Raw genomic sequence first — 12,699 nt, 5'->3', positions numbered from 1 at the left:
TGTGACCACCGAGTTGGACGAGACGCCCGACGACGACGCCCCGACCCCCGACCACGCGACCGGCGTCTCCCGGCGCGGGCTGTTCGGCTGGGCGGTCGGGGCGGGCGCCGCGGGTCTCGTGATGGGCGCCGGCGGCGGCGTCGTGGCACAGCGCACGGCGGCCGCGGCGACCTCGGTGGATCCGGCCGCGACGGCGTACGACTTCTATGGCACGCATCAGGCGGGGATCACGACCCCCGTGCAGGAGCACCTGCACTTCGCCGCGTTCGACATGATGGCTCGTACCGACCGCGACGACCTCATCTCGCTCCTGCAGGACTGGACCTACGCCTCGGCGCGGATGTCGCAGGGGCTCGAGGTCAGCGCGACCGGAGCGGTCGGGGGATCCCCCGAAGCGCCACCGGACGACACCGGCGAAGCGCAGGGGCTCGCCGCGAACGGCCTCACGATCACGTTCGGCTTCGGGCCCTCGCTGTTCGACGACCGGTACGGGCTGGCCGGCGCGCGCCCCACGGCGCTCGAGCGCCTCCCCGCGTTCCTCGGCGACGATCTCGACCCCGCAGCATCCGACGGCGACCTCTGCGTCCAGGTGTGCGCCGACGACCCGCAGGTGGCCGTGCACGCCATCCGCAACCTGAGCCGCATCGCGTTCGGACGCGCGCGGATCCGTTGGTCGCAGCTCGGGTACGGCCGCACCTCGCGGACGACCACGGGGGCCGCTACCCCGCGCAACCTCTTCGGGTACAAGGACGGCACGGCGAACATCCTCGCCGACGACACGGCCGCCCTCGACGAGAACGTGTGGGTCGCAGCGGGCGACGAACCCGCCTGGATGGCGGGCGGCTCGTACCTCGTGGCACGCAAGATCGCGATGATCATCGAGACCTGGGACCGCGTGCGCCTGAGCGAACAGGACCGCATCGTCGGGCGTGACAAGGGACGCGGCGCACCCCTGTCGGGTGGCGACGAATTCACCGAGCCCGACTTCTCGGCGACGGATGCTGCGGGCGCGCCGCGCATCGACCGCACCAGCCACGTGCATCTGGCGCACCCCGACAACAACGGCGGCATCCGCATCCTCCGCCGCGGATACAACTTCGTCGACGGCAACACCGATCTCGGCAGGCTCGACGCGGGGTTGTTCTTCCTCTCGTTCCAGCGCAGCCCGGAGCAGTTCGTCACCCTGCAGCGGGCGCTGTCGACCGACGCCATGCGCGAGTACATCCGTCATGTCGGCTCTGGCCTGTGGGCCGTGCCTCCCGGGGCCTCACGGGGTTCTTACGTCGGAGCCGGCCTCTTCACCTGAGGCTCGGTCGATTCGGGGCGGGTTTCACCCCTCGGGGCGTGGAATCCCGCGCCCCGAAGCGAGGAACGCGCCCCGAACCGGGATCAGCCGCGGACGGCGCGCATCCGCTCCCACACGGCTGTCAGGTGGTCGGCGAGAGCCGTGCCGTCGGCGGAATCGAGCCACTCATCGAGGGCGGCATCGAAGACGGCGACCGCCGTCGCTGCGAGCAGCCGCGCGTCGAGAGGGGTGAGCCCGCGCGTTCCCAGCGCACTCGCCACAGCCTCCGAGAGGCGTGCCGATTTCAGCAGTTCCCGTTCCTTCAGACGGTCGTCGGTCTGGATGAGTGCTCTGCGCCGTCCGATGCTGTCTCGCCAGTGATCGAGCGGAGCCACCGCGACGGCAAGCCCTCGCTCTACCAGCTCCCCCGGCCCGAGGGCGTCGGGGAGGCCCGCGAGCGCGGCGCCGACCACGTCGGGGAACTCCCGGTCGCGGAGGAACAGCACGTCGCGCTTGTCGGCGAAGTGCCGGAAGAACGTGCGGGTCGTGAGCCCGGCACGCGCCGCGATCTGCGGAACGGTCGTCGGCCCGTACCCCTGCTCCTCGAACAGCTCGACGGCGGCGCTCTCGAGACGCAGTGCCGCGTCCGGTGCCCATCGACTCATGCACCCAGGTTACGACATTTCGTGTCATCATTGCTATGACACGAAATGTCATCGCCGATCAGAGGACCGCAGATGCCCACCAACACCGCCGCCTGGATCGACGCCCCCTACGCCGACTTCACCGTTTGGGACTCCCCCTACCCCGTGGCATCCCCGACGCAGATCATCGTGCGCGTCCGGGCCGCCGCGGTGAATCCGCTCGATGCGATCACCCAGTCGAACGGGCGCCTCATGTACCGCTGGTTGCCCTACCCCGCCATCCTCGGCGAAGACGTCGCCGGCGTCGTCGTCTCCGTCGGGGGCCAGGTGACCCGGTTCCGGGTGGGCGACCGGGTCGTCGCGTACGCCGTCGGAATGGAGAAAGGGCGAGACCACACCGCGGAGGGCGGGTTCCAGCAGTACGTCGCCGTCGAGGAACGCCTGACGGCGCCGATTCCCGGGCACATGTCCGACACCGACGCGGTCGTACTCCCCCTGGCGGTGTCGACGGCAGCATCCGCTCTGTTCCAGGCCGACAACCTCTCGCTCGCCCACCCCGAGCTCGATCCTCCCCGCCGTCGAGAGACGGTCGTGATCTGGGGCGGGGCCACCAGCGTCGGGGCGAATGCGATCCAACTCGCGCGAGCCGCTGGATACGTCGTCGTCGCCACGGCGTCGCCGCGCAATCACGCGCGCCTGCGCGAGCTCGGCGCGTCGCACGTCATCGACTATCGCGACCCCGACGTGGTCGACAAGGTGGTCTCGGCGTCTCGGGGAACCGTGGTCGCCGGCGTGCTGGCGATCGCGACGGGGTCGGCCGAACCGTGCGTCGCCATCGCCGTCGCGACCGGCGCGAAGAGGGTGGCCCTGGCGAGCCCGTCCGTATCGTTCTACGACCAACCGCGCCGCGGCGGATTGTCGCCCGCACGGGCGCGTCTGCTCGGGCGCCTCGTCATCCGCAACGCCGTCCTTCAGACGACATGCGCTCTCCGCGGCGTGCGCGCCCGATTCGTCTGGGGAAGCAGTCTGATGGACAACGAGGTGGGCCGGATGCTGTGGACCGACTACCTGCCCGCGGCGCTCGCCGATCGGCGGCACGTCGCCTTCCCCCCGGCACGGATCGTCGGCCACTCACTCGACGATCTGCAGGCGGCTGTCGACCTGCTCCGCACGGGCACCTCGACGCAGAAGCTCGTCATCGCGCTGAGCGAGGACGCACCCGGCGCACGGTGACGCCCCGCGTCACGTGCCAGGCGGCGCCCGAACCGGCGACCTCGACCTGCTCACCGCGCACGACGAGGGCGGTGTGCTCGTCGATCGCGTACCCCTCCGGCACGAGGTCGGCATCGACGGCGGCGACGAGCCGCGAGAGCGTGCCCCACTGCGCGGCGTGCACGTCGATCGCGAACGGCACGAGCCCGATCCCTTCTGCCACGGTGAGCTCGTCGAGCTCCTCCGATGCGCCCTCGTCGCCGACCTCGACGCCATCGAGTCGGTAACCGCCCAGCAGCGCACGGCCGGCGGCGATCGCCGAACCCGCCGAGAACCCGAGATACGGCACGCCGCTCTCGACGAGGGAGCGGACGGATGCGGCGAGCGCCGCGCAGGCGTCGCGATAGGCCGGGGTCAGTCCCCCGCCGACGGCGATCCCGTCCGCGCCGTCGAGGGCGTCCGCGGCGAAGGCCTCGCCCTCGTCCACCACCCGGACGACGACGTCGGCTCCGGCGGATCGCAGCGGCGACGCGAAGCGGTCGGTGATCTCCTCGTCGCCGGGTTCGCGGACCAGCAGCAGATGAACGCGCGGCCGTGCCCCGGCATCCGTCTTCCTCTCCGCCGCTTCTTCGACGAACGCCGCATACAGCGGCGCGAGACGCACCGCGTCGCGTCCGCCACCGATCAGATGGATGCTGCCCGCCGGCCGCGTTCCCGAGTCGCCCATGCCTCCATCTTGCGCCGCGCCATGCGAACTCACACGCCGCTCCCAGGTTCGAGGGACCAAAAACGCGGTCGCCTCCGTTCTCTTCAGTGACGCCGCAGCCAGCGGCGCGATCCGAGGAGGAAACCGTGAGCACCGACTACCGAAAGACTCCCGAGGCGCTGAGCCGCCTCACCCCGAACGAGTACCGCGTCACGCAGGAGGACGCCACCGAGCCGGCGTTCCGCAACCGGTACTGGGACAACCACGAGGCCGGCATCTACGTCGATGTCGTCTCCGGCCAACCGCTCTTCTCGTCGACCGACAAGTTCGAGAGCGGATCGGGATGGCCGAGCTTCACCCGGCCCATCGACCCCTCCGTCGTGACCGAGAAGATCGACCGCACGCTCTGGATGAAGCGCACCGAGGTGCGATCGGCCGGTGCCGACAGCCACCTCGGACACCTCTTCGACGACGGGCCGCGTGATGCGGGAGGATTGCGCTACTGCATGAACTCGGCCGCACTGCGGTTCGTGCCCGTCGCCGAACTCGAGGCGCAGGGCTACGGCGCCTACCTGACACTGTTCACCGACAAGGAGATCGCATCATGACCAGCGGACCCACCGATACCGGAGCCATCACCCGCACCCCCGGCACCGAGACGGCGGTCCTCGCCGGCGGATGCTTCTGGGGCGTGGAGGATCTGATCCGCCGCCAGCCCGGGGTGCTCGACACGCGCGTCGGATACACCGGCGGCTCGAACGACCACGCCACGTATCGCCACCACGACGGCCATGCCGAGGCGGTCGAGATCGTCTTCGACCCCACGAAGACCACGTACCGCGACATCCTGGCGTTCTTCTTCCAGATCCACGACCCGTCGACCCTGAACCGCCAGGGCAACGACGTCGGCACGAGCTACCGCTCGGCGATCTTCCCGCTCTCCCCCGAGCAGGAGCAGGTCGCACGCGACACCATCGCCGACGTCGACGCCTCCGGACTCTGGCCGAACAGGGCCGTCACCACGATCGAGCCCGCCGGACCGTTCTGGGAGGCCGAGCCCGAGCACCAGGACTACCTCATCCGCATCCCGCACGGCTACACGTGCCACTTCGTGCGGCCCGGCTGGGTGCTGCCCAAGCGCGCCGAGGCCTCGGCGTAACCCGAGCTCCGTCGAGAGCCGCGATCCCTGTCGGGGTCGCGGCTCTCGTCGTCTCCGGCATGCGGATGTGGGCGGAGCGGAGCACACTGGCCTCATGAGCGAAGACGCCCTGCCGTGGGTGCTGCACGTCGACCTCGACCAGTTCATCGCCGCCGTCGAGGTGCTGCGGCGGCCGGAGCTTGCCGGTAGGCCCGTGATCGTGGGTGGTCGAGGAGATCCGACCGAACGCGCCGTCGTCTCGACGGCGTCGTACGAGGCACGTGCGTTCGGCGTCGGTTCGGGGATGCCCCTGCGGATCGCCGCGCGCAAGGCGCCGGAGGCCGTCCTCCTCCCCGTCGACGCGCCCGCCTACACCGCCGCGTCGGAGGAGGTCATGGCGACCCTGCGCGCGCAACCGGGTGCCACCGTGCAGGTGCTGGGGTGGGACGAAGCGTTCATCGGGGTCGAGACCGCCGATCCGGAGGGTTACGCACGAGCGATCCAGGCCGCCGTCCTCGAACGCACCCTCCTGCACTGCAGCGTCGGGATCGGCGACACCCTCGTCCGAGCGAAGATCGCGACCGACTTCGGAAAGCCGCGGGGCGTCTTCCGGCTCACGGCCGAGAACTGGACGTCGGTGATGGGCGACCTTCCGACGAAGGATCTGTGGGGCGTCGGCTCGAAGATCTCGCGCAGACTCTCCGCCCACGGCATCCTCACCGTCTCGCAGCTCGCCGATGCCGATACGAACCTGCTCACCGCCGAGTTCGGACCGAAGATGGGGCTCTGGTACCGGCAGCTGGGTCGCGGCGAGGGCGCGACCACGGTCGACGACACCCCCTGGGTGGCCCGAGGCCACAGTCGCGAGACGACATTCCAGATCGACCTCGTCGACCGTGCCGACATCGAGCAAGCGGTGCGCACCATGCTCGACCAGGTGCTCGACGACGTCGCCGCCGAGAAACGCCCGGTCGTCGGTCTGGGCCTGAAGGTGCGTTACGCGCCCTTCGTGACGAAGACCTTCACGCGCCGCGTATCGACGACGATCGACCGCGGAGCCGTGATCGCCGAGGCGATGGCGCTCGTGGCGAAGATCGACCCCGATCGCCCGGTGCGTCTGCTCGGCGTCCGCGCCGAGATGGCCATGCCCGACGACGCGAGAGAGGGCCACACCCCGACGCGCGGCGGCTGGTGACGCCTTCCGGGCCGACCGGCAAGCCCTCGGCGCGAACGGAAGGGGCCGCTTAGGCTCGCGGCATGCAGACGCACGACGTGATCGTCATCGGCGCGGGCCTCGCCGGTCTGCGCTGCGCGACCGACCTCGCCCGAGCCGGGCGCGACGTGGTCGTGCTCGAGGCCGCCAAGGCGGTGGGCGGGCGCCAGCGCACCGACGAGATGGACGGCTTCCTTCTCGACCGGGGGTTCCACGTTCTGAACCCCGCCTATCCGGCGATGCAGCGCGGGGTCGACATCGCCGCCCTCCGCCTGCAGCGCTTTCCCGTCGGGGTGCGCGTGCGCCGCGAGCGCACCGTCGCCGAGATCGCCCACCCGCTGCGGCATCCCTCGCGCATTGCGGACACTCTGCGAAGCGGTCTGATCAGCGGGGCGGATGCTGTCGCCCTCGCCCGCTGGATGGCCCCCGCCCTCGTGGGCCCTCGCACGATGATGGCCGCCCCCGATCGAACGCTCCGCGCGGGGTGGGATCGAGCAGGGCTCTTCGGCACGCTCCGTACCGAGGTGCTCGCGCCCTTCCTCGCCGGGGTGCTGGCCGACGATTCGCAGCGCACCTCCGACGCGTTCGTCCGTCTGCTCATGCGCATGTTCGCACTGGGACGCCCCGGGCTCCCGGAACGGGGAATCGGCGCGCTCCCCGCCCAGCTCGCGCTCACCGCGACCGCCGAGGGAGTGGGCATCAGACTCGACCGGCGGGTCTCGCGTCTCCGGTCGACATCCAGGGGTGCCGAGGTCGACGTCGACGGCGGTGAGGCACTCTCTGCTGCGGCCGTCGTCGTGGCGGTCGGACCCGACGTGGTCGCCGACCTCGTCGACCTTCCCCGCCCGGCGACGCGAGGCCTCCAGACGTGGTGGTTCGCCACCGACAGCGCCCCCGCGGCATCCGCCATGATCAGCGTCGACGCCCGCGGACGCGGCCCGATCGTGAACACGGCGGTGATGTCGAACTCCGTTCCGTCGTACGCACCCCGCGGACGCCACCTCGTGCAGGCGACATGCCTGCTGCGCCCCGAACGCGTCGACGCGGCGACCGAATCCGATGTGCGCCGCCAACTCGGCGAGATCTGGCAGACCGGCGCGGAGTCGTGGCACCTGCTGCGACGCGACGACATCCCCGACGCACTCCCCGCGCAGTCCGCGCCGTTGCGCGCGACGAGACGCGCGCGCGTGGCGGAGTCGATCTTCGTGACGGGAGACCATCGCGATACCGCATCGATCCAGGGCGCCCTCGCCTCCGGAGAGCGGGTCGCTCGCACCATCGTCGCGACCGACCGCGAGGGAGCGATCGGAGACCGACCCTAGCCGTGCGGTCAAAGGGCGTGGTAGCGTTGTTCGTGTCCCGATCCGGGACCCCGCGTCGAAACCCTCTGCCTCAATGTAGAGAACAGCAACCCCGACGTTCTTCCCCGTCTGAGACGGCTCATATAACCCCTAGATTTTGCGTAGTGAGAGCACCACCGTGTTGCCTCCTCCGCCCTGCTGAAAGCTTGTTTTGACGCTCGTCACCGTACCTCCCTTCACACCCCTCTCCTCCGCTTCATCCGTTCACTGGCGCCAGGCCGGGGCAGACATCCTCGTCGCCACCGATGCCGGTGAGTACGCCGGTTTCGTCGCCACCGTCATCGACGGTTACGACGCGCACGGCTCCGTCGGAGAAGACCTCGGCCGACACGCCTCTGCCGCACTGGCGCAGACCACGGTCGAAGAAGCTCGCGAAACGATCGCCACCCGCCGGGTCAGCCCGCGCCGGTCGCGTTCGTTGCGCCTCATCCGTCCGCTCCGCACACGTCGGAGCGGCACACACGGTCGCTGATTGCGGCCCGAAAAGAAAAAGGAAGAACACGATGGCCACTGGCACCGTGAAATGGTTCAACTCCGAAAAGGGCTTCGGCTTCATCGCTCCCGATGACGGCTCCGCCGACCTGTTCGCGCACTTCAGCGCGATCGCCGGCAGCGGCTTCAAGGAGCTCCAGGAGAACCAGAAGGTGGAGTTCGACGCTGAGCGCGGACCCAAGGGTATGCAGGCTGCGAACATTCGCCCCCTCTGAGACTTCTCCGGCCGGGCAGCGCAAGCTGTCCGGCCGGTCGGTCTCGGCCCTCACGCCTACTCCGTCGTTGCGGAGACTCCGAGGGCCGGAAGCACGACCCCGTCGATCAGCGAGATCAAGAACTCGCGTGTGACCGGCTCACCCGTCATCAGCACGCGGTAAGCCACCATCGACGGGCTCACGAGCGCGACGGTGTCGATGTCGTGCTCGCGTGAGATCTCGCCCCGCTCGACGGCGCGGTTCATCAAGAACCGGTTGGCCGCGACCCGGGGCTCGACGATCGCCTCGCGTGCGGCCTCCGCGAGTTCGGGTGCCCGCGACAACATCGACACCACACCCGCCATGATCTGCAGCTTCTTGGCCGCGTCGCGCAGCGATGGAGCCTTGATCATGGCGATCAGGTCACCGCGCAGCGTCCCCGTATCGGGGAGCGCCTCGAGTTCGAGGTCGGCCTTCTTCATGCACGCCACGGCGTCGAGCACGAGCTCCGCCTTGGACGGCCACCGCCGGTAGAGCGTCGCCTTTCCCGCACGCGCGCGGGCGGCCACCATATCGATGGTCATTCCGTCGTAGCCCTCTTCGGCGAGCACCTCGAGCGCCGCGTCGAGGATCTCGGGGTCGCGACTGTGATCGCGCTTTCGGCCGAGTTTCGGGGGGACGACCTCGGCGTCGTCGATGAGATCGAGCGGCGTCATCGCAGTCTCGTCCTTTCGTCGGGGGTGCTCCCATACTAACGGTGATCGATCGTTCAGGAACTCTTCATATCCGGAACTTGACAGTTCCGTATATGCTGACCGACATGTCTTCCCTCACGAACACGGCGGCGCCCTCCCGCCGCTGGCTGACGCTCATCACCGTCGGTCTCGCGCAGCTCATGGTGGTCCTCGACGCGACCGTCGTGAACATCGCGCTCCCCTCCGCTCAAGCCGACCTCGGCTTCTCCGATGGCGACCGCCAGTGGGTCGTCACGGCCTACTCCCTCGCCTTCGGCGCGCTGCTGCTCCTCGGCGGCCGCCTGTCCGACCTGATCGGCCGCAAGCGCACCTTCGTCATCGGGCTCATCGGCTTCGCCGCAGCATCGGCCCTCGGCGGTGCGGCCCCCGACTTCGGCGTGCTCGTCGCCGCCCGCGCACTCCAGGGCGTGTTCGGCGCCCTCCTCGCCCCGACCGCGCTCGCGGTGCTCACCACCACGTTCACGATCCCGAAGGAGCGCGCCCGCGCCTTCGGCGTGTTCGGCGCGATCGCCGGCGCGGGCGGCGCGGTGGGGCTGCTCCTCGGGGGCTTCCTCACCGAGCAGCTGGACTGGCGGTGGAACCTCTACATCAACGTCTTCATCGCCGTCATCGCGATCATCGGCGTCTTCCTCTTCGTGGGCAACGTCGACTCCGACGGGCCGCGACCGAAGCTCGACGTCCCCGGAACGCTGCTGGTCTCGGGTGGTCTGTTCGGGATCGTATTCGGCTTCGCGAACGCCGAGACCGACGGGTGGGACTCTCCCCTCGCATGGGGAGTGCTCGCCGCGGCCCTCGTGCTGCTCGTCGCGTTCGTCCTCTGGCAGCGGCGCGCCGCTCATCCGCTCCTCCCCCTGGCGATCGTCCTCGATCGCAACCGCGCCGCGTCGTACCTGTCGATCCTCATCGCCGGGGCGGGGATGTTCGGGATCTTCCTGTTCGTCACGTACTTCCTTCAGGCCTCCCTCGGCTTCAGCCCCATGCAGACCGGCTTCTCGTTCCTCCCGATGGTGTTGATGCTGGTGCTCGCCGCTCAGCTCTCCACGAACTTCCTGCTGCCCCGTCTGGGCGCGAAGGTCATGGTGCCGATCGGCATGGCGCTCGGAACCGTCGGGATGCTGCTGCTCACGCGGCTGCAGCTCGACAGTGTCTACGCGGTTGATGTGCTTCCCGCCCTCATGGTGCTGGGCTTGGCGATGGGCTCGATCATGCCCGCATCGATGCAGACCGCCACCCTGGGCGTCGACCGCCACTTCGCCGGTGTCGCGTCCGCGATGGTGAACACGAGCCAGCAGGTCGGCGGTTCGATCGGCACCGCGCTGCTCAACACGATCGCCGCGACCGCGACCGCCGACTACATCGCCTCGCGTCTGCCGGCCGATGCCGAGACGGCCGCGTCCGCAGCCGTCGCAGGCTACGCCGCGGCCTACGGGTGGGGCGCGGGCTTCTTCGCCGTCGGCGGCGTCATCGCCGCCCTGCTGTTCCGGCGGCGGGTGCGGATCGCCGACGCCGACGGCGCCGTCCCCTCGACGACCGGTGCAGACGCGGAGCCGATCGCCGCTCTGTGAACGCGGATCGACGGGCCGGCCGCTTCGCGGTCGGCCCGTCAGCGCGCGCGCGAACGCCGAACGAGTGCGGCGACGAACCGCCAGCCCACGAGGGCCACGAACAGGGTCGCCGTCGCCACGATGACGAAGGCGATCGCCGTGCCCTGACCCGACAGCGCCCGCAGCAGCATCCCGCCTACGACGGTCGTCAGCCAGACGCCGATACCGACGCGGACGGGCGCGGAGGGCGCCCGCCACGCGCGCGTGATGAGCCAGCCGACCACGAGAGCGGCGAGGAACGGCCACGCCGTCATGGCGAGCCCGCTCCAGACGTCGCCGTCGTGCGTCGCACGCCCCGTCGCGGCGAAGGCGACCACCAGCACCGCATCGAGTGCGAGCGCCCCGCCTGCCCGCCGTTGTCCTCCCCGGCCGGAGGGTGCACGATCCGTCACGCGTCGACCTCGCGCGGAGCGAGCCCGGGCGTCAACGCCTCGCGCTCGTCGAAGACGAAGCAGTCGCCGCTCCAGTGGGCGCGCCCGACGTGTTCGAAGTAGCCGAGGATCCCCCCGTCGAGCTGGTAGGCGTCCACGCCCTCTTCGCGGAGGTGGATGGCCGCCTTCTCGCAGCGGATGCCGCCGGTGCAGAAACTCACGACCGTCTTGCCGGAGAGGTCGTCACGATGGGCGGCCGCTGCGTCCGGAAACTGCGTGAACCGTTCGATCCCCCAGTTCAGCGCGCCGTCGAACGTGCCGTAGTCGACTTCGAACGCATTGCGCGTGTCGAGCAGAACAACCTCGCGTCCTCGATCGTCGTGGCCGAGGTCGAGCCACCGACGCAGCGTCTCGGGATCCACTGCTGGAGCGCGGCCGGTCGCCGGGCGGACGGCGGGACGATCCATGCGGATGATCTCGCGCTTGACCTTGACGAGCATCTTGCGGAACGGCTGATCGACCGACCAGCTCTCCTTCGCCGTGAGTGCGGAGAAGCGTTCGTCAGCGGTCACCTGGGAGAGGAAGCCCCGCAGCGCCTGCTCTTCTCCGGCGAGGAAGAGGTTGATGCCCTCCTCGGCGAGGAGGATGGTGCCCTTCAGCCCCGCATCGACGGCGCGCGCACGCAACAGGTGGCGCAGAACCACGGGATCATCGATCGGCGTGAACAGATACGCCGAAACGTTCAGGACGGAGGGCACCGGGCAAGCGTACGCAGGCTCGGCGCCCCCCTCCAATCCGTGGGTGCCGTCTCGTCAGAGGTCGAACTTCTCGTTGTCGCCCTCGTACTTCTCGCCGGTGACCTTGTGCTTCACCAGGGCGACGATCGTGGCGACCTTGCCTCCGGGGCTGTCCCAGTACTCGCCGCTGACGGTGTCGACCTTGAGGAGCGTGACGTTCGGGTCTTCGGGTCCCTCGGGGAACCAAGCCTCGACGGCCGGGTTCCACAGCTCGCGCAGCTTCGCGCCGTCGTCGACGATGCTGGCGGTGCCCGCCAGCGACAGCCAGGAGTCGTTCGAGCTGAAGGAGACGCCCACGTTCGCGTCACGGGAGACGTGCTCCACGGCCGAGGCGTGACGGCCGATGATGAACCACAGGTCGCCGTCGAACTCGCTCTCCTGCACGGTCAGCGGGTGGGCGGTGAGCTTGCCGTCCTCATCGCGGCTGGTCAGCATCGCGAAACGGAAATCCTTGAGCAGACTCGCGAGCTTCTCGAGTTCGGAGGGGGTTGCGGTCATGACGCGGCCTTTCCAGGGGTGGGTCGAGGTGTGTCCCCTATGCAACGCCTCTCCGAGCCCCGGCGCACGCCGTTGACACCGAACGGGAACGGTGCGACGCGATCACCCTCTCGACGCGCGATCGAGCGCGTCGAGCTCGGCGAGCGCGTCGTGCGCCCGTGCGATGCGGTCGTCCTCGGGTTCGTCCCACCAGTACGGACCACGCTCTCCGAGTCCGTGCTTGGCGAGTCCGACGCGGCGCCGGGCCGCCGCGACCGCCTCGTCATCGCCCGCGCGCTTCGCCGCCCCGACACCCGAGCGTCCCTTCCCGAGGTGCGAGCGCAGCGCCGCGGCGAGATCGTCGGGGAGGCAGGGATCCGTGCGGCGCCATCGACGCCCGTCGATGACCAGCCAGCGGTCGTTCTCGTCTTCGGCCATGGTCGGCCCATC

16 protein-coding genes are annotated in these 12,699 nt (G+C 69.9%); 8 read left to right on the top strand and 8 right to left on the bottom strand.

The window, feature by feature from the left end; genetic code table 11:
* The first annotated feature begins 1 nt into the window (after position 1).
* Positions 2 to 1,306: an iron uptake transporter deferrochelatase/peroxidase subunit gene (efeB, locus tag FVP77_RS04830; RefSeq protein ID WP_246133976.1), complete on the top strand. Its 1,305-nt coding sequence runs from the start codon at positions 2 to 4 to the stop codon at positions 1,304 to 1,306.
* Between the two features lie 83 nt (positions 1,307 to 1,389).
* Here the strand turns inward: efeB and FVP77_RS04825 are convergent, their stop codons facing one another.
* A complete protein-coding gene (locus FVP77_RS04825; RefSeq protein WP_147893490.1) occupies positions 1,390 to 1,950 on the bottom strand; it encodes a TetR/AcrR family transcriptional regulator in 561 nt (186 codons plus the stop codon).
* 72 nt (positions 1,951 to 2,022) lie between these two features.
* Here FVP77_RS04825 and FVP77_RS04820 point away from each other — a divergent pair, with 72 nt between their 5' ends.
* Entirely contained in the window at positions 2,023 to 3,162 is a 1,140-nt protein-coding gene (locus FVP77_RS04820; protein WP_147893489.1) for a zinc-binding alcohol dehydrogenase family protein, read from the top strand.
* Here FVP77_RS04820 and FVP77_RS04815 read toward each other — a convergent pair.
* Positions 3,125 to 3,868, bottom strand: coding sequence for a Type 1 glutamine amidotransferase-like domain-containing protein (locus tag FVP77_RS04815; RefSeq protein ID WP_147893488.1), 744 nt, complete (start codon positions 3,866 to 3,868; stop codon positions 3,125 to 3,127). The genes FVP77_RS04820 and FVP77_RS04815 overlap by 38 nt on opposite strands.
* A gap of 125 nt (positions 3,869 to 3,993) precedes the next feature.
* Between FVP77_RS04815 and msrB the strand changes: the two genes are divergently transcribed.
* The 4 genes from msrB (at position 3,994) to FVP77_RS04795 (ending at position 7,520) form a co-directional block, all read left to right on the top strand.
* Complete coding sequence (msrB, locus tag FVP77_RS04810; RefSeq protein WP_147893487.1) at positions 3,994 to 4,455, top strand: peptide-methionine (R)-S-oxide reductase MsrB; 462 nt, start codon at positions 3,994 to 3,996, stop codon at positions 4,453 to 4,455.
* Complete coding sequence (msrA, locus tag FVP77_RS04805) at positions 4,452 to 5,006, top strand: peptide-methionine (S)-S-oxide reductase MsrA (protein ID WP_147893486.1); 555 nt, start codon at positions 4,452 to 4,454, stop codon at positions 5,004 to 5,006. The genes msrB and msrA overlap by 4 nt, the downstream gene beginning before the upstream one ends.
* Before the next feature lie 94 nt (positions 5,007 to 5,100).
* Positions 5,101 to 6,180: a DNA polymerase IV gene (locus FVP77_RS04800; RefSeq protein WP_187266819.1), complete on the top strand. Its 1,080-nt coding sequence runs from the start codon at positions 5,101 to 5,103 to the stop codon at positions 6,178 to 6,180.
* Between the two features lie 62 nt (positions 6,181 to 6,242).
* Positions 6,243 to 7,520, top strand: coding sequence for an FAD-dependent oxidoreductase (locus FVP77_RS04795; RefSeq protein ID WP_147893485.1), 1,278 nt, complete (start codon positions 6,243 to 6,245; stop codon positions 7,518 to 7,520).
* A gap of 235 nt (positions 7,521 to 7,755) precedes the next feature.
* On the opposite strand, the gene FVP77_RS04790 is transcribed toward FVP77_RS04795, so the two are convergent.
* Complete coding sequence (locus FVP77_RS04790) at positions 7,756 to 8,076, bottom strand: hypothetical protein (protein WP_147893484.1); 321 nt, start codon at positions 8,074 to 8,076, stop codon at positions 7,756 to 7,758.
* On the opposite strand from FVP77_RS04790, the gene FVP77_RS04785 reads away from it, so the two are divergent.
* Positions 8,063 to 8,266, top strand: a complete 204-nt coding sequence (locus FVP77_RS04785; RefSeq protein WP_116648472.1) for a cold-shock protein — start codon at positions 8,063 to 8,065, stop codon at positions 8,264 to 8,266. The genes FVP77_RS04790 and FVP77_RS04785 overlap by 14 nt on opposite strands.
* A 56-nt stretch (positions 8,267 to 8,322) precedes the next feature.
* Here FVP77_RS04785 and FVP77_RS04780 read toward each other — a convergent pair whose 3' ends face one another.
* Positions 8,323 to 8,961, bottom strand: coding sequence for a TetR/AcrR family transcriptional regulator (locus tag FVP77_RS04780; protein ID WP_147893483.1), 639 nt, complete (start codon positions 8,959 to 8,961; stop codon positions 8,323 to 8,325).
* A gap of 104 nt (positions 8,962 to 9,065) precedes the next feature.
* On the opposite strand from FVP77_RS04780, the gene FVP77_RS04775 reads away from it, so the two are divergent.
* Positions 9,066 to 10,565: an MFS transporter gene (locus FVP77_RS04775; protein ID WP_246133975.1), complete on the top strand. Its 1,500-nt coding sequence runs from the start codon at positions 9,066 to 9,068 to the stop codon at positions 10,563 to 10,565.
* Between the two features lie 38 nt (positions 10,566 to 10,603).
* Here the strand turns inward: FVP77_RS04775 and FVP77_RS04770 are convergent, their stop codons facing one another.
* The 4 genes from FVP77_RS04770 to FVP77_RS04755 form a co-directional block, all read right to left on the bottom strand.
* Complete coding sequence (locus tag FVP77_RS04770; RefSeq protein WP_147893481.1) at positions 10,604 to 10,996, bottom strand: DUF3054 domain-containing protein; 393 nt, start codon at positions 10,994 to 10,996, stop codon at positions 10,604 to 10,606.
* Complete coding sequence (locus FVP77_RS04765; protein WP_147893480.1) at positions 10,993 to 11,733, bottom strand: sulfurtransferase; 741 nt, start codon at positions 11,731 to 11,733, stop codon at positions 10,993 to 10,995. The genes FVP77_RS04770 and FVP77_RS04765 overlap by 4 nt, the downstream gene beginning before the upstream one ends.
* A 54-nt stretch (positions 11,734 to 11,787) precedes the next feature.
* Positions 11,788 to 12,270, bottom strand: coding sequence for a pyridoxamine 5'-phosphate oxidase family protein (locus FVP77_RS04760; RefSeq protein WP_147893479.1), 483 nt, complete (start codon positions 12,268 to 12,270; stop codon positions 11,788 to 11,790).
* A 102-nt stretch (positions 12,271 to 12,372) separates the two neighbouring features.
* The gene (locus FVP77_RS04755) at positions 12,373 to 12,687 is read right to left on the bottom strand and encodes a biopolymer transporter Tol (protein ID WP_147893478.1); all 315 of its coding nucleotides are present in this window, start codon (positions 12,685 to 12,687) and stop codon (positions 12,373 to 12,375) included.
* Positions 12,688 to 12,699 lie beyond the last annotated feature (12 nt).

Origin of the sequence: Microbacterium hatanonis (genome assembly GCF_008017415.1) — a bacterium.
GTDB classification, from domain to species: Bacteria; Actinomycetota; Actinomycetes; order Actinomycetales; family Microbacteriaceae; genus Microbacterium; species Microbacterium hatanonis.
Note: the sequence above shows the minus strand (reverse complement) of the source record. Positions and strands in the feature narration are given on the sequence as shown.